Below are 21,471 nucleotides of genomic sequence, written 5' to 3'. Positions count from 1 at the left end.
GACGTGAACAAAACCCGATCGCCCCTGCTCAATGCCACGGTTCGCCGCCAATCCCTGGTGTTGGGGCTGTTGGGCCTGCTGTTGTTCATTGCCGGTAACTGGAACCAGGCGATCATCGGTTTCGATTCGCGCTTTGTGGTGTTTGCCCAGGAAATGCTGCGGCATGGGCCGAGCTTTTTTCCCACCACCTATGGCCAGCCCTACGCCGATTACCTGGCGACCTCGACGCTGCTCACGTGGCTGCTGTCGTTGCCGCTGGGACACGTCAGCAGCTTTACCGCCTGGCTGCCCACGGCGATGGCCTCGGCGCTGATCGTGACCCTGATCTATCGCTTGACCGCCCCGTACTCCCAACGTTGGGGTTTGCTGAGCGTTGCGCTGTTGCTGCTCAGCAGCACCTTTATCAGCGAAACCCGCGCGGTGTCCCTGGACCAGATGCTCGCCGCAGTCACATTGGCAGTGTTCTACCTCGGTTACGCCCATGATCACTTCGACGCGGGCAAGCGCCTGCACTGGGTGTACCTGCTTTTGATCGTGGGGTTTGCAGTGCGCGGGCCGATCGGCCTGGTGGTGCCCACAGGCGTACTCTGCAGTTACTACCTGATCAATCGCCAATGGCGTCAGCTGTTCAGCTTTGGCTTTCTGGCGCTGGCGTTGCTGGTGGCCTGCGTGGGCCTGTTGCTGTTGCTGGCCAAGCTCAGCGGCGGCGAGACCTTCATGCAGGACGTGATCCGCATGCAGTTTCTGGGGCGCATGGATGGCAGCGAAGGGTCCAGCGGTGCGTTGTATTACTTCTCCAGCTCGCTGGGCAATTACGCCCTGGCCTACCCGATGGCATGGCTGGTACTGCTGGCGGTAGCCCTGGGCGGGAGGCAGACGCCGCAGCCGGGCTTGAAACTGGTGGGTTATTGCGCTGCCGCCGCCCTGCTGGTGCTGCTGGGCTTGTCGATTCCCCAGGCGAAAAAGGCGCGCTACGTGCTGCCTATGTTGCCCATGGCGGCGATTATCGCGGCGTACCCTTTTTACGTGACCCAAGGGCGGGCGTTTGCCTGGTTGCGGGGCTTCATGCTGGGTCTCTGGACGCTGTTGCCCGTGCTGCTGATCGCCGGGCTGGTGTTCATGCGTGCGCGCTACCCCGAGCCATTGGGCCATCTGATGCCGATAATCAGCTTACTGGCGGCATTGCAGGTGCTGGCGGTGCTGGGCTTGCTCAAGGCGCGCCTGCGCGCGACGGGTCCGGCACTGACCGCCGTACTGGCGGTGTGGGCCACATATATCCTGGTGGTCGAGCCGTTGGAGCGCAGCCTCTACGACACGCGCACCTTTACCCTCCAGGTGCACGAGCAGGTGATGCAAGCGCGTGCGCCGGTGGTATTGCACGGCCTGGGCAAAGACGCCAAAGCGATCAAGTACATGGTTAACCTCGATTGCGACCAAGTGCCATTGTTTACCCAGCAAGCCTCCGACCTGGCGCCGCTGCAGGGGCCGGCCTGGCTGGTGATGAGCCAGGCGGACTTCGAAGGGTTGCAGGACCCGCGTTTTCGCGATCTTACCCCGACGCTCACCGGGGAGTTCGACCGCAACCCTTATGTGCTGCTGCACCTGAGTAAACCGTCGGCATTGTGAACCTTTACACAAAGGCCGCGAGTGCAGAAACGTCCTACGCAGCTATGCGTAATGACTGCTGTCTTTTCCCTTTCCCGCGCCTGAAACGCGACTGTAAACTCCGTGACCAATGGCGGTAATCATTTACCGCCACAGGCCATGGATAACAACAAGGACGCTATAGGCCGCAACCACTGCCGTGGTTTACTTCATGAGAGGAAAATGCCGTGCCATACGATATTTGCAATGAACTGCATGTCGGCCCCCTGCCCGTGCCGCCCCTGGATCGACTGATGGAACTGCGCGACGCCCTCGTCGCCCTCAAAGGCCCTCTGGCCAGTGAACCCGCCCTGCAGGAATGTCTGCGCAAACGGCTCTTCAACGAAGAAACCGACAGCCGCGTACTGGGTGAACGCAATACGCCGCTGGCCAGTGTCATCTGTTCGATTCCGTTCGGCTGACACCGCTTCAATCCAATTTTTTTGTATTTAACCCTCATTAATATGCATTGGCGCTGAACGAAGCCCCACGGCACACTGCTCGCGTTCCTGCCCAGCGGCAGGAGCGTCCAAAGACTTTTCCGGGTGACCAGACGAGTCTTTTTTTTGCCCGCCGTTTATGGATCTCATCAATGCTTGCTCGCTGGTTCCCCGCTGCTATCAACACCCGCCCTTCGGAATGGAGCCGCGCCGCCATCGGCATGGCGCTGGGCACCCTGTTCAGTGTCTGGCTGTGCGCCCAAGTCTTTGGCATGGATGTCGCGTTGCACCTGCTCGGCCCGTTGGGGGCGTCAGCGGTGCTGCTGTTCGCCGTGTCGTCCGGTGCGTTGGCGCAACCCTGGTCGATCATCGGCAGTTACCTGTGCGCCGGTGTGGTCGCCTTATTAGTGGCAAGGGTACTGGGACGCACCCTCGGCGGCGCCTGCCTGGCGGCCGGCATGAGCGTGGTGCTGATGTGCTGGTTGCGCTGCCTGCACCCGCCGGCGGGTGGCCTGGCCATGACGCTGGTGCTGGCGGATCCGGCCTCTGCGGCACTTGGCTGGCAGGAGCTCGGCGCGGTGCTGATGGGCGCCGGTGCCTTGCTCTGCTGCGCGCTGGCCTACAATAACGCCACGCGCACGCGTTATCCCAAGGGTGCGGTGGAGGCACCCGCAGCGATCCTGCCCGACCCGAATGCCACACGCGATGCCGCCGTCACCGCTGCCGACCTGAAGCTGGCACTGGCTGAAATGGAGCAATTCTATGACGTGGCTCCCACCGAGCTGGAGCAGTTGATTCACGCTGCGCAAGTTCACGCACGGCGCCGCAGCATCGGCCAGGTACTGGCCAGCCGTGTGCCCTGACGGGCATAACGTCGGGCGGGCTGTCCCGCCCTCCCGGCGTGTGCATAAATGCAGGAACGACCTGCAGGATTCACGGTTGTACTGGGCAAATTTGCGCTGGTAGGATCGCGGGATGGTCCGTCTGCGGACCTCTTGATAAAGAACAATAAAAGCAGGGAGTTAGAGATGACTGCTCAGGTTTCATCCGAAGCAAGCCGGGCTGATGCGCCTCAGGACGAGGTGCTCGCCGAGGTTCGTAACCATATCGGGCACCTTACCCTCAACCGTCCCGCCGGTCTCAATGCCATTACCCTCGACATGGTCCGCCACATGACCCGGCAATTGCAGGCCTGGGCGGACGATCCCGAGGTCCATGCCGTGGTCCTGCGCGGCGCTGGCGACAAAGCCTTCTGTGCCGGCGGCGATATTCGCTCCCTCTACGACAGTTTCAAAAGCGGCGACACCCTGCACCAGGATTTTTTCGTCGAAGAATATGCGCTCGACCTGGCCATCCACCATTACCGCAAACCGGTGTTGGCCTTAATGGATGGCTTTGTGTTGGGCGGCGGCATGGGGCTGGTGCAAGGCGCAGACCTGCGCGTAGTCACCGAGCGCAGCCGCCTGGCAATGCCGGAGGTGGCGATCGGTTACTTCCCGGATGTGGGCGGCAGCTACTTTCTGCCGCGTATTCCCGGGGAGCTGGGCATTTACCTCGGCGTGACCGGGGTGCAGATCCGCGCGGCGGATGCACTCTACTGCGGCCTGGCAAATTGGTACCTGGACAGCGCCAGGCTTGCCGAGCTCGACCAGAAACTCGACCGCCTGCAATGGCATGACGCGCCGCTCAAAGACCTGCAAGGCGTGTTAGCCAAGCTTGCCGTGCAACGGCTGCCGGACGCGCCGCTGGCGGCGCTGCGTCCGGCCATTGACCATTTCTTCGCCCTGCCCGATATCCCAAGCATCGTCGAGCAATTGCAGGCCGTCACCGTGGCCGACAGCCACGAGTGGGCGTTGAACACCGTGCACCTGATGCAGACCCGTTCCCCCCTGGCCATGGCCGTAACCCTGCAGATGCTGCGCCGTGGCCGCCGTCTGCGGTTGGAACAATGCTTCGCGCTGGAGTTGCATCTGGACCGTCAGTGGTTCGAGCGTGGTGACCTGATCGAGGGCGTGCGTGCCCTGATCATCGATAAGGACAAGTCCCCGCGCTGGCATCCGCCGACGCTTCAGGCGTTGGATGCCGCGCATGTCGACAGCTTCTTCCACGACTTCGAGCAGGTTGCGAAATAACTCATGCAAGACATTGAATACACAGAAGAACAAGTGATGATCCGCGACATGGCGCGCGACTTTGCCCGCGGTGAAATCGCCCCCCACGCCCAGGCCTGGGAGAAAGCCGGCTGGATCGACGATGGCCTCGTGGCGAAAATGGGCGAATTGGGCCTGCTCGGCATGGTCGTGCCCGAAGAATGGGGCGGCACCTACGTCGATTACGTGGCCTACGCCCTGGCCGTGGAAGAGATATCGGCAGGGGATGGCGCCACTGGCGCACTGATGAGTATTCACAATTCAGTGGGTTGCGGGCCGATCCTCAACTACGGCAGCGAGCAGCAGAAACAAACCTGGCTCGCCCAACTGGCCAGCGGCCAGGCGATTGGCTGCTTTTGCCTGACCGAACCCCAGGCCGGCTCGGAAGCGCACAACCTGCGTACCCGTGCCGAGCTGCGCGACGGCCAATGGGTGATCAATGGCGCCAAGCAATTCGTCAGCAACGGCAAGCGGGCCAAATTGGCCATCGTGTTTGCGGTGACCGACCCGGCGCTGGGCAAAAAAGGCATTTCCGCGTTCCTGGTGCCCACCGACACGCCGGGCTTCGTGGTGGACCGCACCGAGCACAAAATGGGCATACGCGCCTCCGATACCTGCGCCGTCACCCTCAACCACTGCAGCGTGCCCGAAGCCAACCTGCTCGGCGAGCGCGGCAAAGGCCTGGCCATTGCGTTGTCCAACCTCGAAGGCGGCCGTATCGGCATCGCCGCCCAGGCCCTGGGCATCGCCCGTGCGGCATTCGAAGCGGCGCTGACTTACGCCCGTGAGCGCGTGCAGTTCGACAAGGCAATTATCGAGCACCAGAGCGTGGCCAATCTGCTGGCGGACATGCAGACCCGCCTCAACGCCGCGCGCCTGTTGATTCTGCACGCCGCGCGCCTGCGCAGCGCCGGCAAGCCCTGCCTGTCGGAAGCGTCCCAGGCCAAGCTATTCGCCTCGGAAATGGCCGAAAAGGTCTGTTCCCAGGCCATGCAGATCCATGGCGGGTACGGTTACCTGGAGGATTACCCGGTGGAGCGCTACTACCGGGATGCGCGAATCACGCAGATTTATGAAGGGACCAGTGAGATTCAACGGATGGTCATCGCCCGCGAACTGAAAAACTACCCGTTCTAAATACGCCATGTGGGAGGGGGCAAGCCCCAATGCCAGTCAGTTAAGGAGGAACACTGTAACTGTGGCGAGCGGGCTTGCCCCGCGTTGGGCTGCGCAGCAGCCCCAATAGGAGCGTCGCAGTATGCCAGGCAGCTCCGGGACTATGTTTTGGGGCTGCTTCGCAGCCCAACGCGGGGCAAGCCCGCTCGCCACAGGTTACTGGTTGCCCGTTCCGTCTCTTAACTGACCGGCATTGGGGCAAGCCCCCTCCCACATTTTTACTGGTCCTTGAATTGCGGCGCGCGTTTGGCCACAAATGCCGCCATGCCTTCCTTCTGATCCTGCGTCGCGAAGGCCGCATGGAATACCCGTCGCTCAAAGCGCACGCCTTCGGACAGGCTCACTTCGAATGCACGGTTCACGCTTTCCTTGACCATCATGCTGATCGGCACCGATTTGCCCGCAATCAGCGTCGCGACTTTCAAGGCCTCATCCAGCAAATCGTCGGCCGGCACGATACGTGCAACGATGCCACAGCGCTCGGCCTCCACTGCATCGATAAAACGGCCGGTCAGGCACATTTCCATGGCCTTGGCCTTGCCCACCGCGCGGGTCAGGCGTTGAGTACCACCCATGCCCGGCAGCACTCCCAGATTGATTTCCGGCTGGCCGAACTTGGCACCGTCGCCGGCCAGGATAAAGTCGCACATCAACGCCAGCTCACAGCCACCACCCAGGGCAAAGCCGTTAACGGCGGCGATGATCGGCTTGCGGCGGTTGGCCACGCGGTCGCTGTCGCTGAACAGGTCGTCCATATAAATCTGCGGGTAGGTCAGCTCGGCCATTTCCTTGATATCGGCGCCGGCGGCGAAGGCCTTTTTCGAACCGGTCAGCACGATGCAGCCGATTTCCGGATTGGCTTCCAGGCCATCCAGGGCCTGGTTCAACTCGCTTACCAACTGTGCGTTCAGCGCGTTCAGCGCCTGCGGGCGGTTCAGGGTGATCAAACCGACCCGGCCTTGAACCTCAAGCAAAATAGTCTCGTAACTCATGTATCGGCTCCTTAAAGATTGCGTGAGATGACCATGCGTTGAATATCGCTGGTGCCTTCGTAAATCTGGCAGACCCGCACATCGCGATAGATGCGCTCCAGGGGAAAGTCGCTCAGGTAACCGTAACCGCCGAGGGTTTGCAAGGCGGCCGAACAGACTTTCTCAGCCATTTCCGAGGCGAACAGCTTGGCCATCGAGGCCTCCACCAGCGCCGGCTTGCCGCTGTCACGCAGGGCGGCGGCGTAATGCACCATCTGCCGCGCCACCGCGATCTGCGTGGCCATGTCCGCCAGGCGAAACGCCACGGCCTGATGTTCGATCAGCGCCTTGCCGAAGCTTTCGCGCTCGCGGGCATAGTCGCGGGCCGCCTCAAACGCAGCGCGGGCCATGCCCACCGCTTGTGCGGCGATACCTACGCGGCCGCCTTCAAGATTGGCCAGGGCGATTTTATAGCCCTCGCCCTCCTCCCCCAGGCGATTGGCCAGCGGCACCTTCAGGTCTTCGAACAGAATCTGGCAGGTGTCGGAAGCATGCTGGCCGAGCTTGTCCTCGACTCGCGCCACGCTGTAGCCCGGTGAGTCCGTCGGCACGATAAACGCGCTGATGCCACGCTTGCCCGCCGCCGGGTCGGTTACGGCAAACACAATCACCACCCCGGCGTTCTGCCCGGAGGTGATGAACTGTTTGCAGCCATTGAGCACGTAGTGATCGCCCTCCAGGCGCGCGCGGGTTTTCAGGCTGCTGGCATCCGAGCCGGCCTGGGGTTCGGTCAGGGCGAACGCGCCGAGCATGGCGCCGCTGGCCAGAGGCGTGAGAAACCGGGCCTTTTGCTGATCGTTGCCGAACTTGAGGATCGGCACGCAGCCCACCGAGTTATGCACGCTCATGATGGTGGAACAGGCGCCGTCACCGGCGGCGATTTCTTCCAGGGCCATGGCGTAGGCCAGGTAACCGGTGTCGCAACCGCCCCACTGTTCCGGCACCAGCATGCCGAAAAAGCCCAACTCGGCCATCTCGCCGATGGCTTCTTTGGGAAAGCGGTGCTCGCGGTCCCACTCGGCGGCGAAGGGTTTGAGGCGTTCCTGGGCAAATTGCCGGGCCGCATCGCTGATTTGCAGGTGTTCGTCATTGGGCAGCATGGTGCAGAGTCCTTAATACAGGCATTCGACGGCCATGGCCGTGGCTTCGCCACCGCCGATGCAGATAGCGGCCACGCCGCGCTTGAGGCCTTTTTGGCGCAGGGCTGCGAGCAGGGTCACGAGGATGCGCGCGCCGGACGCGCCGATCGGGTGCCCCAACGCGCAGGCACCACCGTGGATATTGACCTTGGCATGCGCAATCTGCAGCTTGCTCATGGTCACCAGGGTCACCACGGCAAAGGCTTCGTTGATTTCAAACAGATCGACTTCGTCCAGAGTCCAGCCAGTCTTGCTCATCAGCTTGCGAATCGCCCCCACCGGCGCCACCGGGAACAACCCAGGCTCATCGGCAAAGGCCGCGTGCCCGTGGATCACCGCCAACGGCTTGAGGCCACGCTTGAGCGCCTCGGACTCGCGCATCAGCATTAACGCCGCCGCGCCGTCGGAGATCGAGCTGGAGTTGGCCGCCGTCACCGTGCCGCCTTCGCGGAACGCCGGTTTCAACTGGGCGATCTTGTCCAATTTGGCCTTCGGCGGTTGCTCGTCGTGCAGGATGGTTTTCTGTTCCTTGCCCACCGTGACCTGGACCGGCACGATCTCGGCGGCAAAGTGCCCGTGGCTGATCGCCTCCTGGGCGCGGCCCAGGGACGCGATGGCGAAGGCGTCCTGGGCTTCACGGGTAAAGCCGTTATGCAGGGCGCACTCTTCGGCGAAGGTGCCCATCAGGCGGCCTTTGTCGTAGGCATCCTCCAGGCCGTCGAGGAACATATGGTCGAGCACACGGCCATGGCCCATGCGGTAACCGCTGCGGGCGCGGTCCAGCAGATACGGCGCGTTGGACATGCTCTCCATGCCCCCCGCGATCACCACGTCGACGCTGCCGGCCGCCAGCGAGTCGTGGGCCAGGATGGTCGCCTCCATGCCCGAGCCGCACATCTTGTTGAGGGTGGTGCAGCGAGTGCCCTTGTCCAGCCCGGCGCCCAGTGCCGCCTGGCGCGCCGGCGCCTGACCGAGGCCGGCGGGCAGCACGCAACCGAACAGCACTTCATCCACGGCATCGGTGGCGATGCCGGCGCGCTCGACCACTGCGCGAATCGCCGCAGAGCCCAGCTGCGGCGCGGTCAGGCCCTTGAGGTCGCCCTGAAACCCGCCCATGGGCGTACGTGCGGCGCTGACAATCACAATCGGATCGTTCATCGGTTGTCCTCCTTACTTGGCCGCCATGCGCAAGGCGCCGTCGAGACGGATCACCTCGCCATTGAGCATGCTGTTTTCAATGATGTGCCGCGCCAGCGCGGCGTATTCGGCGGGTTTGCCCAGGCGCGGCGGGAATGGCACGCCGGCGGCCAGGGAGTCGCGTACTTCGGGAGTCATGCCGGCCATCATAGGGGTCTCGAAGATGCCGGGGGCGATGGTCATCACACGGATGCCAAAGCGTGCCAGTTCTCGGGCGGCGGGCAAGGTGAGGCTGGCAATCGCGCCTTTGGACGCCGCGTATGCAGCCTGGCCGATCTGCCCGTCGAATGCGGCGACCGACGCGGTATTAATGATCACGCCGCGCTCGCCCTCGGCATTGGCCTCGGTTTCAGCGATGGCCGCCGCCGCCAGGCGCAGCAGGTTGAAGCTGCCGATCAGGTTGACGTTGATGACCTGCGCAAAACTCGCCAGCCCATGAGGGCCGTTCTTGCCGAGGATCTTCTCGCCACGCACCACACCGGCGCAATTGACCAGCCCGTGCAGTCCGCCAAACGCCGCCACCGTGGCCTGCACCGCCGCTTCAGCCGCCGCTTCCTGGCTGATATCTGCGACCGTGCTGCGGGCGTTGTCGCCCAGGTGCCGGGCCTTGGCCGCCACGGCGTCGGCATTCAAATCCACCAGCATCACCTTGGCGCCGGCACCGACCAACATGTCGGCGGTGGCCGCGCCGAGGCCCGAAGCGCCGCCGCTGACCAGGAATACCTTGTTTTCAATCTGCATCGTTGTGTCCTTAAAAAGGGATCACGCCACCGCTGCTTGAGCTTTGGCGATTTCCTGATTACGCAAGATAAAACGTTGCAACTTGCCGCTGGGGGTCTTGGGCAAGTCACTGACGAATTCGATTTCCCGTGGATAGGCATGCGCGGCCAGGCGCTGGCGCACATGCAGGCGCAGTTCTTCGGCCAGTTCCGGCGTGGCGCGGTATTGCTCGTTGATCACCACGAACGCTTTGACCAACTCGGTGCGCTCCGGGTCGGGTTTGCCGACCACCGCCGCCTCGATCACCGCCGGGTGCTCGACCAGTGCACTTTCCACGTCGAACGGGCCCACGCGATAACCGGAAGTGGTAATCACGTCGTCACTGCGTCCGACAAAACTGATGCTGCCGTCCGGGTTCAGCTCCACGGTGTCGCCGCTGAGGTAGTACTTGCCGACAAAGGCCTTGGTCTTGACGCCTTCGTAGCCGGCAAACCAGCACATCGGCGACTGCTCGCGGTCGATGGCCAGGATGCCGGGCTGGCCGGCGGGTAATTCCTGGTACGCCTCGTCCAGCACCACGATACGGTGCCCCGGCGACGCGAACCCGGCGGAGCCGACGTGCACCGGATGAGCCAGGCCATGGTGATTGCACAGCACCATGCCCAACTCGGTCTGGCCATAGTGGTCGTGGATGGTCACGCCGAGGTTGTCGGCGAACCAGCGGATCACCTCCGGGTTCAGCGGCTCGCCGGCACTGCTGACAATGCGCAGTTTGCCCTTGATCGAACGGGCGAACTGCTCGCCGCCGGCAATCAGCAAACGGTAGGCGGTGGGAGAACCGGTGAGGTTGGTGATCCCGTATTTGTTGATCACCCGGCAGGTACTCTCCAGGGTGAACGGGCCGTCGTAGAAGGTAATCGGGTGGCCCATGGACAGCGGCCCGGTCACGCCGAAATAGATGCCGTAGGCCCAGCCCGGATCGGCGACGTTCCAGAACGCGTCTTCGGGCCGCAGGTCGACGGCGTCGCGGGTGTAGCTCTGGAACGCGACAATCGCCTTGAGCGGCACCGACAGTGCTTTGGACGGGCCGGTGGTGCCCGAGGTAAACATCAGCAGGAACGGTTCCTCCGCGCTCAGCAGCACCGGCTCGCAGAGGTTGGAATACGTGGGGAGCTCGGCCCAGAAACTGAAGTCGCCGCGCACGATGCCTTCGCCCTTGGGGCCGGCGACCGTGACGATAAGGGGGCAACCCTGCACCTCGGCGAGCTTGGGCCGGTTTACCGCGTCGGTAACCACCAGCGCCGCGCCGGAGCTGTTCAAACGGTGTTCAATGGCCTTGGGGCCGAACGCGGTGAACAGCGGCTGGTACACCGCGCCGATGCGCCAGGTGGCCAGCACCACCACCAGCAACTCCGCCGTGCGTGGCAGCAGACCGGCGACCTTGTCGCCGCGCTTCACACCTTGGGCCAGGAGGAAATTGGCGAAGCGTGCCGCCTGGTCCTGCAGGTCGGTAAAAGTGACGGTGGCGCTGCGCCCGTCCTTGCCCTCCCAGAACAGCGCGATGCGCCCCGGCAACGCGTAACGGTCGCAGCATTCGACGCAGGCGTTCAGGCCCTGCAGGCTGCCGGCCAGAGTGGCCTCGACGGTGAGCGGATAATCAAATTCGGTGGTGGCGGCCAAATAGTCACGCATCGCTTGGAATCCTTCGGTCGTTTTTATTTTCAGGACGTTTTTTTACGACAAGCACCGCGGAAATAGTCGCTCCAGCGCGCTTCACCAGCAATGGTCAAAGCCTTCAACATGGCTGACTGTTTTGGCCAATGCCGCGTTTGATCATAGACCGCGCCGATGAAGCGGTCGGCCCAAGCGATTGGACGCCCTGCCCGTCAGCTTCTACCCTGACGAGCTGCGCCACCTGAGAAGCTCCCGCCCGATGATCGTGCGTCCCAAACCCAACCTGCTGGGTATCCTGTTTTCCCTCAAGGGGTCGATTGCCAAGCGCATTGCCTTGCGCAGCCTGCTGGTGACGTTGCTCGCGTCGGTGATCGTGCTGGTGGAAACCCTGCACCCGGCGTACTTCTCCAAGGTCAATGCCACCCCCTTCACCTTGCTCGGGCTGTCGCTGTCGATCTTCATGAGTTTTCGCAACAACGCCTGCTACGACCGCTGGTGGGAAGGCCGCAAGCAACTGGGTCAGATGGTGATCGAAGTGCGCTCGCTGATTCGGCAAACCCAGGTGCTGACCGATACGTCCGAGCGAGCGCACGTGTTGCGCGCTGTGTGTGGCTTCGCCCACGGCTTGATCGCGCGTCTGCGCCATGAAGACGAAGCCTCGGCCATACAACCGTGGACGCAGGCGCAGGCCGACCACCCGAACCTGCCCGATCAAGTGCTGCAGCAGGTGGGCGCGCGCTTCAGCGAACTGGCCGGGCGCGGCGCAATCAGCGAATGGCGCTACACCCAGTGGGAAACTCGCCTGGTCAGCCTGAGCCAGGTGCAGGCCGCGTGTGAGCGGATCAAGCACACGCCGCTGCCCTTCCCTTACACGCTGCTGCTGCACCGCACCATCTACCTGTTCTGCATCCTGCTGCCCTTCGCCATGGCCGAACCCCTCGGCTGGCTGACGCCGGTATTCACCGCCATTGTCAGCTACACCTTTTTCGGCCTCGACGAAATCGGCGATGACCTGGAAGACCCGTTTGGCTTTGACGAGAACGATCTGCCCTGCAACGCGATCCTGCGCACCCTGGAGCGCGAGGTGCTGGCCGCCCTCGGTGTGACGCAGCTGCCGCCGGCCTTGGAGCCGGTGGAATACGTGCTCACCTGATGCGGGTTTGACACCTGCCGTGGTCTGGTCGAAGCTTGCGGCTTTAAACGAGCTGCCCACGCTTTCGGACGCCTGCATGTCAAAGTCACGCCGTTACGCCCTCGTCGGCCTGTGCGCCCTGTTGTTTATCGGACTGATCATTGGGTATTTCACCCACACCCCCCAAGTGGCCGTGCCGCCTGCCATTGCCAAAGGCTATTCGAAAGCGTTGAAACAGGCGCATAACGGCGAGCCCGGCGCAGCGCGCGTGCTGTACCAGCAACTCGCGCGCCCGGACCTGTCGCCGGAACGCCGTGCCGCGTTGCATGCCGAATTGCCCAACTACCCCAGCCCCCAGGCGCTGAAGCTGGCGGATAAGGACCTGGCTCACGAGGCACCGCTGGTGCGCGAGGCGGCGATCCACAGCATCGTCGGCCTGGTGCCCAGCGGCCAGCGCACCCTGTTGCTCGGTCCGCTGCTGGATGACCCGGAGCAACGCGTTCGTTTTGCCGCCGCCAATGCCCTGCTCGGCCTGTCGCCCGACGCCCTGGGCCTGTATTTCGGCCCGCTGCAACAGGTGCTGGACGAATACGTCAAACACCTTAAGGCCCAGCCCGAAACCGCTGAAGGCTGGATTCAATTGGCGCGCCTGTACATCCACAGCGCGCTGCTGCCCGAGGCGCAGAATGCGCTGGAACAGGCCACACGCCTGCAGCCGGACAATCTGCCGGCGGTGGTGGCGCAGATCGAGTTGCTCGACAAACAGGGCAAGACCGACGAATCGCGGCAACTGTTGGCCCGGCAATTGGCGGCGCATCCGGAGTCGGCTTACCTGCAGCACGCCCTCGGCCTGTGGCTGCTGCACCATGGCGAGCGCACGTATGCGTTGCTCGGCCTGTCCAAAGCGGTAGAGCTGGAACCGGATAATCAGGATTACCGCTACGACCTGGCCACCACTCTGCACGCCCAGCAGGAACTGGAAGCTGCCCAGCGCCAGTTGGAAGAAATCGTCCAGCGCCACCCGGCCAACCGCAAGGCGCGCGTGTTGCTGATCAACTACTGGAAAGAGAGCGGCCAGTTGCAGAACGTGCAGGTATTGCTGGCCCAGCTCGAACAACAGAACCCGGATGACCCGGCGCTGCAGCAAGGCCTGTAAGGCTTATACAAAAAGTTGGAAAAAAAGCCGCAGTCGCGCACAAACCCGCGCAAAACGTTGAACCCCCGCAACAGCCAACGGTCAAGTGCTTAAGGCGCGCCCGAACGGGTGCGCACATCTCCTCGTATGTGACCTGAGGGCACTTCTTGTCTACATCTAAAGCGTTGTTAACCGAAAAAGCAGCCATCGGCATTGAAGGTCTCGACGACATTCTTTCCGGTGGGTTGTCCCGCAGCCATTTGTTTCTGCTCGAAGGTGAGCCAGGGACCGGCAAAACCACCGTAGCCTTGCATTTTCTGCAGGCCGGCGCGAAAAACGGTGAAACATCGTTGTACATCACCCTGTCCGAAACCGAGCGTGAGCTGCGCCAGGGTGCCAAGTCCCACGGTTGGGACCTGGACGACAATATCCATATCTTCGAATTGACCCCGCCCGAGAGCCTGCTCAACGCCGAGCACCAGCAGAGCCTGCTGTACTCCTCGGACCTGGAACTGGGTGAAGCGACCCGGCAGATTTTCGAAGTGGTCGAGCGTGTCAAGCCAACCCGCGTGGTGATCGACAGCCTGTCCGAGATCCGCCTGCTTGCCCAGAGTTCGCTGCGTTATCGCCGGCAAATCCTCGCCATCAAGCATTACTTCGTGCGCTATGACGCCACGGTGCTGCTGTTGGACGACCTGACCACCGAATCCCTGGACAAGACCGTGCACAGCGTCGCCCACGGCGTGATCCGCCTGGAAGAACTGACCCCCAACTATGGCGCCGAACGCCGCCGCGTGCGCGTGGTGAAGTACCGCGGCCAGAAATACCGCGGTGGGTTCCACGATTTCACCATCATGGGCGACGGCATTCATGTGTTCCCGCGCCTGGTGGCGGCCGAGCATCGTGGCGGTTATGTGCGCCAGACCCTGAGCAGCGGCATCCACGAACTGGATGCGTTGATGGGCGGCGGTGTCGAGACCGGCTCCAGCAGCCTGATTCTGGGTCCGGCGGGCACCGGCAAATCGCTGATTTCGATGATCTTCGCCGCCGCCGCGGTAGCGCGTGGGGAAAAGGCCGCGCTGTTTATCTTCGACGAAGAGCTGGGGCTGCTGTTCGAACGCATGCGCAATATGGGCATTGACCTTGTCGCGCTGCAAGCGACCGGAAACCTGCTGATCGAACAGGTGGACGCCGCCGAGCTGTCGCCTGGTGAGTTTTCCCACCGCGTGCGACGTTGCGTGGATGAGCGCGGGATCAAGACCGTGGTGATCGACAGCATCAACGGCTATCAGGCCGCGATGCCTGAAGAAAACGCCCTGATCCTGCATATGCACGAGCTGTTACTGTACCTCAACCGTCGTGGCGCGGCGACGTTCATGACCGTCGCGCAACATGGCCTCGTTGGCGACATGCAGGCGCCGGTCGACATTACTTACCTGGCCGACACCGTGATCCTGCTGCGTTACTTCGAAGCACAGGGCAAAGTGCGTCGCGCCATCTCCATCATCAAGAAACGCACGGGCACCCATGAGTCGACCATTCGCGAGTATCGCATCAGTCACCAGGGCATGACCGTCGGTGAACCGCTGGCCAACTTCCAGGGCGTCCTGCGTGGCATTCCTACCTACATGGGCGCCGGTTCGCCTTTGTTGAAGGAAGAGGGAGAGTGACGGCCCTGGCACCCGCCTCCGAGCGCGCTATCGTTCTGGCGCCTCTGGGCCGCGACGGCACCTTGGCGCTGATGATGCTCAACGAAGCCGGCTACAGCGGCATCATTGCCAGCAATCTCATGGCGCTGTGCGAGGCCCTGGAAGAAGGTGCCGGCCTGTTGATCATCGCCGCCGAAGCCTTGCGGGGGGTCGATCTGGAGCCATTGCTGGAGCACTTGCATCGTCAACCGGCGTGGTCGGACCTGCCCATCGTACTGCTGACTCACCACGGCGGCAGCGAGCAGAACGGTTCGTCGGACCTCAGTGGCTTGCTGGGTAACGTGACCTTCCTCGAGCGGCCGTTCCATCCGGTAACGTTGATCAGCCTGGTCAGCGCAGCCCTGCGTGGGCGACGCCGCCAGTACGAGGCCCGCGATCGCTTGATCGACCTCAGCGCCAGCGAACTGCGCCTGCAGCGCACCCTGGAAACGCTTGAGCAACAGGTCGAAGAACGTACCGCGCAGTTGCGCAGCAATGAAGAGGCGTTGCGCCAGTCCCAGAAGATGGAAGCGGTCGGTCAGTTGACCGGCGGCATCGCCCATGACTTCAACAACATGCTCACCGGTATTATCGGCAGCCTGGAATTGCTGCGCCGGCGCGTGGCCCGCGGCAAGCTCGACGACCTTGACAGCCTGATCGACCTGGGCGTGACTTCCGCCAACCGGGCGGCGGGGCTGACCCACCGGCTCCTGGCGTTTTCCCGCCGCCAGTCCCTGGATTCCAAACCGGTGCAGATCAATCGACTGGTCACCTCCATGGGCGAGTTGCTGCAACGCAGCATTAACGAAAGCATCAGCCTGAACATGCGCTTGAGCGAGCAACTGTGGACCGCCGAAGCCGACCCCAACCAGCTGGAGAGCGCCCTGCTCAACCTGGTGATCAATGCGCGGGATGCCATGCCCAATGGCGGCCGACTGACGGTGGAAACCAGCAACCGCCACCTCGACAGCGTGTTCACCGCCGCCTACGGCTCACTCACGCCCGGCGACTACGTTGAGTTGAGCGTCAGCGACACCGGGTGCGGCATCCCCGAAAGTGTCATGGGCCGGGTGTTCGATCCGTTCTTCACCACCAAGCCGATTGGCCAAGGCACCGGGCTCGGGCTGTCGATGATCTACGGCTTTGCCCGCCAATCCCGGGGTCACGTGATCATTCACAGCGAAGTCGACAAAGGCACCACAGTCAGCCTGTTCCTGCCACGCTTCGTCGGCGAAGTGGTCGCCGATGAAGCGAGCAATCCGACGCTGCTGCCGTTCGCCAACGAAGGCGAAACGGTACTGATCGTCGAGGACGACGCCGCAGTGCGCGTGCTGGTCAGTGCGGTACTCAAGGAACTGGGCTATGCCTACGTCGAGGCCGGCGATGCCAACACCGCCGTGCCGATCATCGAGTCGGACCAGCGTATCGACCTGCTGATCAGCGACGTTGGCCTGCCCGGCATGAACGGCCGGCAACTGGCCGAAATCGGCCGGCAGATCAGGCCAGACCTCAAGGTGCTGTTCATTACCGGTTATGCCGAGCATGCGGCGGTGCGCGGCGGGTTCCTGGAGCCTGGGATGCAACTGATCGCCAAGCCCTTCACGTTTGATCTGTTGACGGCCAAGGTGCGGGAGATGATCCGGGCGTAATCGACGCAGCGTCAACATGCCGCAACATTCGACCCGTGGCATCGTGGAACGGTCCTACAAGTAACGGTTACTCAGCAATAGGTCCGCGCGCTCTGCGCTGAGTTATTTCTGAACGCCAGCGAGTTACTTGCCTATGATGATCTCTTCCCTTCGAACGTTACTCACCCAGCCCGTCGAGGCTCAAGCCCCAACGCAGCTCGCTGTACGCGAGCCACCGGTCGGGCGCGCGGCCCAGGTGAACCTTGGGCAACCGCCCCAAGGGGTGCAGGGTGTGTCCGTGTCCGGCGACAACGAAATGGCCTTTCGTTATGCCAAAACGCTGCTCCAGATCGCCGGCGACCCGGAGAAGGACAATGCGATCATGGTCGAAGCAATGCCCATGCACTCGACGTTCGGACAATGGTGGAAGCAATTGGGAAGCGCGATGCAGTCCCCCGAGGTGCTCGATTGGATAAGACGCGTGGGCGCAGACCCTGACAGCATCAGAATCAAGCCGGATACCGGTCAGGTGTTCTACCAGCTGAAAAATCGCGGACCTAAGCCGCCACAGCGCGCAGTAGTCGGTCCGGAAAACAAGGATTGGGCAACGGTCAGCGGGCCGCTGATGATGGCAGGACGTGCCATTTCCAACTTCTACGCTTTCAAACCACCGCTGACCGAGCACAGCGACAGCGCGCCACTGAAGCTGGTGCGCAACTTCTACTCACAACCGGGCACCAGCCACCCGACGCAAGCGCAAGAGCAAGCCGTGCAGCTGGAACGTGATCTGACCTTCGTCAGAGATTGGGACCCGGCTGTCGATGCCGCACGCAGCGACGAGGCGCTCAATGAACAGAAACGGGTACTGGGCGACAACAGTAACCTTTACTTCCTGCAGGGCGAGTTGCGCCACCTCAGCAGTGGCCTCGACTCCGGCAGTGTTTTGAGTGACGAAGTTGTTGATTATCTGCAGCGCACCCGACTTGATATCCATCCCGACTCTACCTGGGGGCAGGCCTTCGCCCCGCAGGCTGGCGCGAAGGTCAGCCTCAACGATTACATCCTGCAAAATGGCTGGGACCTTCCCACCAACGCCGAGCAAGTGCAAAACCTTTTGGACGCGCTGCCCAAGACGCTGGAGAAAGGCCCGGCGCTTGGTGACTACAGCGGCGCGTTGTCCTGGCCCATGCCTCTTGACGAGCAGAGCCAACTGACACTGCGCAGTACGCTGCGGCACGCTACCGTGGGCGACCTGGATGTAAGCTCCTACAAGAACGTTCTTGAGTACTTGCTGCACGGCGCTTCATTGGAACCCTCGGAATTGGCCAATGCCCGCGGTATTCTCGACAGACTGATTCAATCGCGCAAAGGACAGGCGCTTGGACGGGCTATACAAGCCAAGTTCGAGGCCAACTCGATCAAAGGCAGCGTTAATGACTGGCTATTGGCGGCCTTAAGTCAGGATACGGACGCCCCCGCGCCTAACGCGCCGTCAACCCGAACCCGGGTGGCCGGCTTCAACCTGGCCGGCGATCACCACTGGGGCAGGCCCGCTTCGCAGGTCGTCACGCGTCTGGCCGAACACCTGGAAACCACCGGTCGCTCGTCCTCGCCCGAGAAGGCGCGCTTACAGGCGCATCTGTTGCTGTCATCAAGGGCCCCGGAGTTTCTGGTCAAGGGGCTCCCCGAGCAACTGCTCTACGGCTCACATGGCTGGGTCAGTTTCGCCACCGCCGTGGCGCGTATCGAATCTGCAACGCCCGGTGCAACAGCAGACATGTCCTACTCCCAGGTGATGACTTGGGCGAGCACGGCGCCTGTCACGCAAACGCAACGCAAGGTCGAATGGGAGGCGCAGAACACTGCGCTCAAGGACTGGGGCGTGGCCAATGGCGTGATCGAATCGAACCCGCACGATGTGTATAACGATGGGCAGATGCAACGGGTGCGCAGCGCCTTCAATGAGCAGATCCGAGCATTGAAGCAGGCGTCCGAGGCCCGTAGCAGCGATGTGCCTGATTTGCACAAACGAACGGATGACTATTTGAGAGCGACATTAGGCCCGGATGTCGACCTGGAAGCGAAGGTCATCCAGCTCTCCCCGGCACATGTGGATTTTCCGGGACCATACTCAATCAAGGACCTCTATCTGAAGGAGCGGTTGTTCTCGTTGCCCGGAAAATCTTCCGGGCTCGATAACTTCAAGGCTGGTCGTTTCTATCCGTTCATTTCGGCTCAGCAGACAATTACTCAAACGTCGGGCTCCGACTACCGCTGGGTCTCGCTCAGCGACAAGCTGGATATTGCTGACGTGGCCAGTAAGTTGAAGGAGGGGCCTGACCTCATCGGCGCGTTCAGGCAGGACATTTCAACTTATGCGAAGGGAATGGAAAAAAGCGTCGAAGTCGGTATCAACTTCAACCTCTCGCAATTGCCGCTCGAGGAACAAAAAGACTTTCAATATGGCGCGCTGAGCGTATTCCGGGAGGTCGGCGTCAGGCAGGACAACTTCGGCGGGGCTACCCGGCGAGTAGGTAACGGCGCTTCGAACGAACCCGAACCCACGGAGTTGATCTTCCGTACTACACGCAATGCGCACACTCGGCACTACCAGATCAACGTAGATGGGACAATCAAACAGCGCCCCGACTTGGGATTGTTCGAGCCTGGACGGCAACCCCCGGTCCACACGCACTTTCATTACGACATGGTGCCGGTAAAGCTATCGGCCGATGGCCTCGACAGCGCTCCAGGCCTGACCGAGGAAACCCCGCCTGACGAGCGAACGCCACAGAGTTTTAACAGTAACCGAACCAAGGCGATTGCGCGCACGGTCACGCAGGAACTGGGTCTGGTCAATAAAATCCAGCAACAAGGCCAGGTGCTGACCACCTTTGACCAGGAAGTGCCTACCTACAAACAAATCCAGGAAGTTGTACTTAACCTGATCCCCTTTTATTCGGCGATCGTCAGTTTTTCAAAAGGTGACATCGGCGGCGGAATCACGGACCTGGCCTTTGATGCGTTGGGCTTTTTGACGGCCGGCACCGGCGTTGTAGGCAAGGGCGCAAAAGTGCTGCGTAGTGCGGCCAGTGGGTTGAGCAAAGCGTCCAGACTCACCGGAATTATCGGCCGCGCCGCTATCGGGGCGATCAACCCGCTGGACGGCGTGGCGGATCTGGCCCGAGGAGCAGTCAAATCGGTGCGACGTGGATACGAAGCCACACGCACAGGCTTCAAGCAACTGCGCGCGGCCCTGACCAAAGTTGACGCCGTGGCCCTCACAAAGACGCCGGGGATCGCCCAGGGTGGGATCAAATCGTCCAACGCAATCGACGAGCTGGCGCTATTTGCCCGGCTGGATGAAAAGACGGGCAACTGGCATGCCTTTAACCCAGCGACGCGGCAGCCCTTCGGCCCGGCGCTCAAGGGTTTCGAACCCAAAGTGCTTTCCAGTGCAGAGCTGAGTGACAATCTGGTCGCGTTGTTCAAAAAGTTGGATAAAGAGCCTCAGTTGGATATCTGTTACGCCACCGCCTTGCGCACTGCTCAAGCCGACAAAAAAATCACCGACACCGCATTCAACAAGATCATCCCCGAAGTCCTCAATGGCGGATCGGAGCGCTATAACCAGGTCATGAAAATTGGCCCCGGCACGCGCAAAACTAGTTTCAATGCCGCCCATATCAACGAATCAGGCGTCATGACCTTTGTGAGTCGAGGCGGCTACAACAAAGATAAAATTGTTCATGCCGTCTACCTTCAGAAAGCCCCGGACGGCCAACTGCACCTCTATCAGTCAAACTCACATGCACTGGATCACGCCCTTGGTGGTACAAAACAGGTGCCCAACACCGCAGGTAAAGCCAACGTCTACCCACTTGGCGCGGAGCAACAGGCGGGCATTCAAGAGTTCATGGACACGGGCGCGGGCTTTGACATAGTGTTCACACCCTCCAGCACCCTGGAATCCAGCATCAGGGGCGTGCTTGCCTGAGCATAGGTATACCTATCTTCAGTGATACCTAACCTGGGGAAATGAGAGTTTTGTGGTGGTGAACCGGCTTGCTCACCACAAAAAACTGTCAGGCGCGCAACGTTTTTGCAGCGCCCGGGAGCCCTTGAAATTTGCGATGGCGTGCTTGTAGCACAGTACGCTGCCATGCGGCGTGTAGAGGTCTCGTTGCAGGATAGTGGCCAGCAACCGCGCCGAATTTCAGCAGAAGAAATCCGTCGGCCGATTTTCAATCGTCTTGAATTTACTGAACCGTTGGCATTAGCGGCGCCTGACAAGCGCCGCACCACTCACGCCAGCAGGCGCTGGATATGTTCCTGCAGCGTATCCAGATCGAACGGCTTGGCCAGCACCGGCGCATTGCGCGTGATCGGGCTGTTGCAGTCGTGGATTTCCTGGGGGTAGCCGCTGATGAAGATGACTTTCAACTCCGGCCGCAGCTTTAACGCCGGCTCGGCGATCTGCACACCGGAAATGCCACCCGGCAGGCGGTAATCGGTGACCATCAGGTCCAAGTGCGGTTTGGTGGCCAGGATTTCGAAGGCCTGTTCACCATTGATCGCCTTCAAGACCCGGTAACCCAGGCCCGCCAGGTACTCACCCAACACAAACATAATGGATTCGTCGTCTTCGACGATCAGTACGACATCTTGTGCATCTTCACTCATGGGAAGCCTTTGTCCGGTCAATTGCTGCAACTAC

Annotated in this window: 16 protein-coding genes; 10 read left to right on the top strand and 6 right to left on the bottom strand. The window is 61.8% G+C overall.

Features of this window, described 5'->3' with window-relative positions; translation table 11 throughout:
* Positions 1-3: 3 nt before the first annotated feature.
* The 5 genes from QRN10_RS08870 to QRN10_RS08850 all read left to right on the top strand — a co-directional run bounded on the left by QRN10_RS08870 (position 4) and on the right by QRN10_RS08850 (position 5,371).
* Positions 4-1,626 carry an ArnT family glycosyltransferase gene (locus tag QRN10_RS08870; protein WP_285428214.1) on the top strand — a complete coding sequence of 541 codons (1,623 nt, stop codon included), beginning with the start codon at positions 4-6 and terminating at the stop codon, positions 1,624-1,626.
* 206 nt (positions 1,627-1,832) lie between these two features.
* Positions 1,833-2,066: a type VI secretion system contractile sheath small subunit gene (locus QRN10_RS08865; protein WP_370694729.1), complete on the top strand. Its 234-nt coding sequence runs from the start codon at positions 1,833-1,835 to the stop codon at positions 2,064-2,066.
* A 170-nt stretch (positions 2,067-2,236) separates the two neighbouring features.
* The gene (locus QRN10_RS08860) at positions 2,237-2,947 is read left to right on the top strand and encodes an HPP family protein (protein ID WP_253507713.1); all 711 of its coding nucleotides are present in this window, start codon (positions 2,237-2,239) and stop codon (positions 2,945-2,947) included.
* Positions 2,948-3,112: 165 nt separating this feature from the next.
* A complete protein-coding gene (locus tag QRN10_RS08855) occupies positions 3,113-4,216 on the top strand; it encodes an enoyl-CoA hydratase/isomerase family protein (protein ID WP_181079421.1) in 1,104 nt (367 codons plus the stop codon).
* Between the two features lie 3 nt (positions 4,217-4,219).
* The gene (locus QRN10_RS08850) at positions 4,220-5,371 is read left to right on the top strand and encodes an acyl-CoA dehydrogenase family protein (RefSeq protein ID WP_253507719.1); all 1,152 of its coding nucleotides are present in this window, start codon (positions 4,220-4,222) and stop codon (positions 5,369-5,371) included.
* Positions 5,372-5,628: 257 nt separating this feature from the next.
* Here the strand turns inward: QRN10_RS08850 and QRN10_RS08845 are convergent, their stop codons facing one another.
* Genes QRN10_RS08845 through QRN10_RS08825 form a run of 5 tightly spaced genes read right to left on the bottom strand, consistent with a single transcriptional unit; the run spans position 5,629 to position 11,189 of the window.
* A complete protein-coding gene (locus tag QRN10_RS08845) occupies positions 5,629-6,402 on the bottom strand; it encodes an enoyl-CoA hydratase (protein WP_181077644.1) in 774 nt (257 codons plus the stop codon).
* Between the two features lie 11 nt (positions 6,403-6,413).
* Complete coding sequence (locus QRN10_RS08840) at positions 6,414-7,541, bottom strand: acyl-CoA dehydrogenase (RefSeq protein WP_181077646.1); 1,128 nt, start codon at positions 7,539-7,541, stop codon at positions 6,414-6,416.
* 12 nt (positions 7,542-7,553) lie between these two features.
* A complete protein-coding gene (locus QRN10_RS08835) occupies positions 7,554-8,738 on the bottom strand; it encodes an acetyl-CoA C-acyltransferase (RefSeq protein ID WP_181077648.1) in 1,185 nt (394 codons plus the stop codon).
* A 12-nt stretch (positions 8,739-8,750) separates the two neighbouring features.
* The gene (locus QRN10_RS08830) at positions 8,751-9,518 is read right to left on the bottom strand and encodes an SDR family NAD(P)-dependent oxidoreductase (protein WP_253507724.1); all 768 of its coding nucleotides are present in this window, start codon (positions 9,516-9,518) and stop codon (positions 8,751-8,753) included.
* Between the two features lie 21 nt (positions 9,519-9,539).
* Positions 9,540-11,189: an AMP-binding protein gene (locus QRN10_RS08825; protein ID WP_285428212.1), complete on the bottom strand. Its 1,650-nt coding sequence runs from the start codon at positions 11,187-11,189 to the stop codon at positions 9,540-9,542.
* A gap of 241 nt (positions 11,190-11,430) precedes the next feature.
* Between QRN10_RS08825 and QRN10_RS08820 the strand changes: the two genes are divergently transcribed.
* The 5 genes from QRN10_RS08820 to QRN10_RS08800 all read left to right on the top strand — a co-directional run bounded on the left by QRN10_RS08820 (position 11,431) and on the right by QRN10_RS08800 (position 20,751).
* On the top strand, positions 11,431-12,324 hold the full coding sequence (locus QRN10_RS08820; RefSeq protein ID WP_266249731.1) for a bestrophin family protein: 894 nt from the start codon (positions 11,431-11,433) through the stop codon (positions 12,322-12,324).
* A gap of 76 nt (positions 12,325-12,400) precedes the next feature.
* Positions 12,401-13,459: a tetratricopeptide repeat protein gene (locus tag QRN10_RS08815; RefSeq protein ID WP_181077656.1), complete on the top strand. Its 1,059-nt coding sequence runs from the start codon at positions 12,401-12,403 to the stop codon at positions 13,457-13,459.
* A gap of 146 nt (positions 13,460-13,605) precedes the next feature.
* Positions 13,606-15,108, top strand: coding sequence for an ATPase domain-containing protein (locus QRN10_RS08810; RefSeq protein ID WP_181077657.1), 1,503 nt, complete (start codon positions 13,606-13,608; stop codon positions 15,106-15,108).
* Complete coding sequence (locus QRN10_RS08805) at positions 15,105-16,775, top strand: ATP-binding protein (protein WP_181077659.1); 1,671 nt, start codon at positions 15,105-15,107, stop codon at positions 16,773-16,775. Before QRN10_RS08810 ends, QRN10_RS08805 begins: the two co-directional genes overlap by 4 nt.
* Before the next feature lie 133 nt (positions 16,776-16,908).
* Positions 16,909-20,751 carry a DUF8038 domain-containing protein gene (locus QRN10_RS08800; RefSeq protein WP_285428211.1) on the top strand — a complete coding sequence of 1,281 codons (3,843 nt, stop codon included), beginning with the start codon at positions 16,909-16,911 and terminating at the stop codon, positions 20,749-20,751.
* A gap of 308 nt (positions 20,752-21,059) precedes the next feature.
* Here QRN10_RS08800 and QRN10_RS08795 read toward each other — a convergent pair whose 3' ends face one another.
* Positions 21,060-21,437, bottom strand: a complete 378-nt coding sequence (locus tag QRN10_RS08795; RefSeq protein ID WP_181077663.1) for a response regulator — start codon at positions 21,435-21,437, stop codon at positions 21,060-21,062.
* Positions 21,438-21,471: the final 34 nt, after the last annotated feature.

Origin of the sequence: Pseudomonas sp. lyk4-R2A-8 (genome assembly GCF_030209095.1) — a bacterium.
Classification (GTDB): Bacteria; Pseudomonadota; Gammaproteobacteria; order Pseudomonadales; family Pseudomonadaceae; genus Aquipseudomonas; species Aquipseudomonas quebecensis.
The sequence above is the reverse complement of the archived record's forward strand: the minus strand, read 5'-3'. Positions and strand labels throughout refer to the sequence as shown.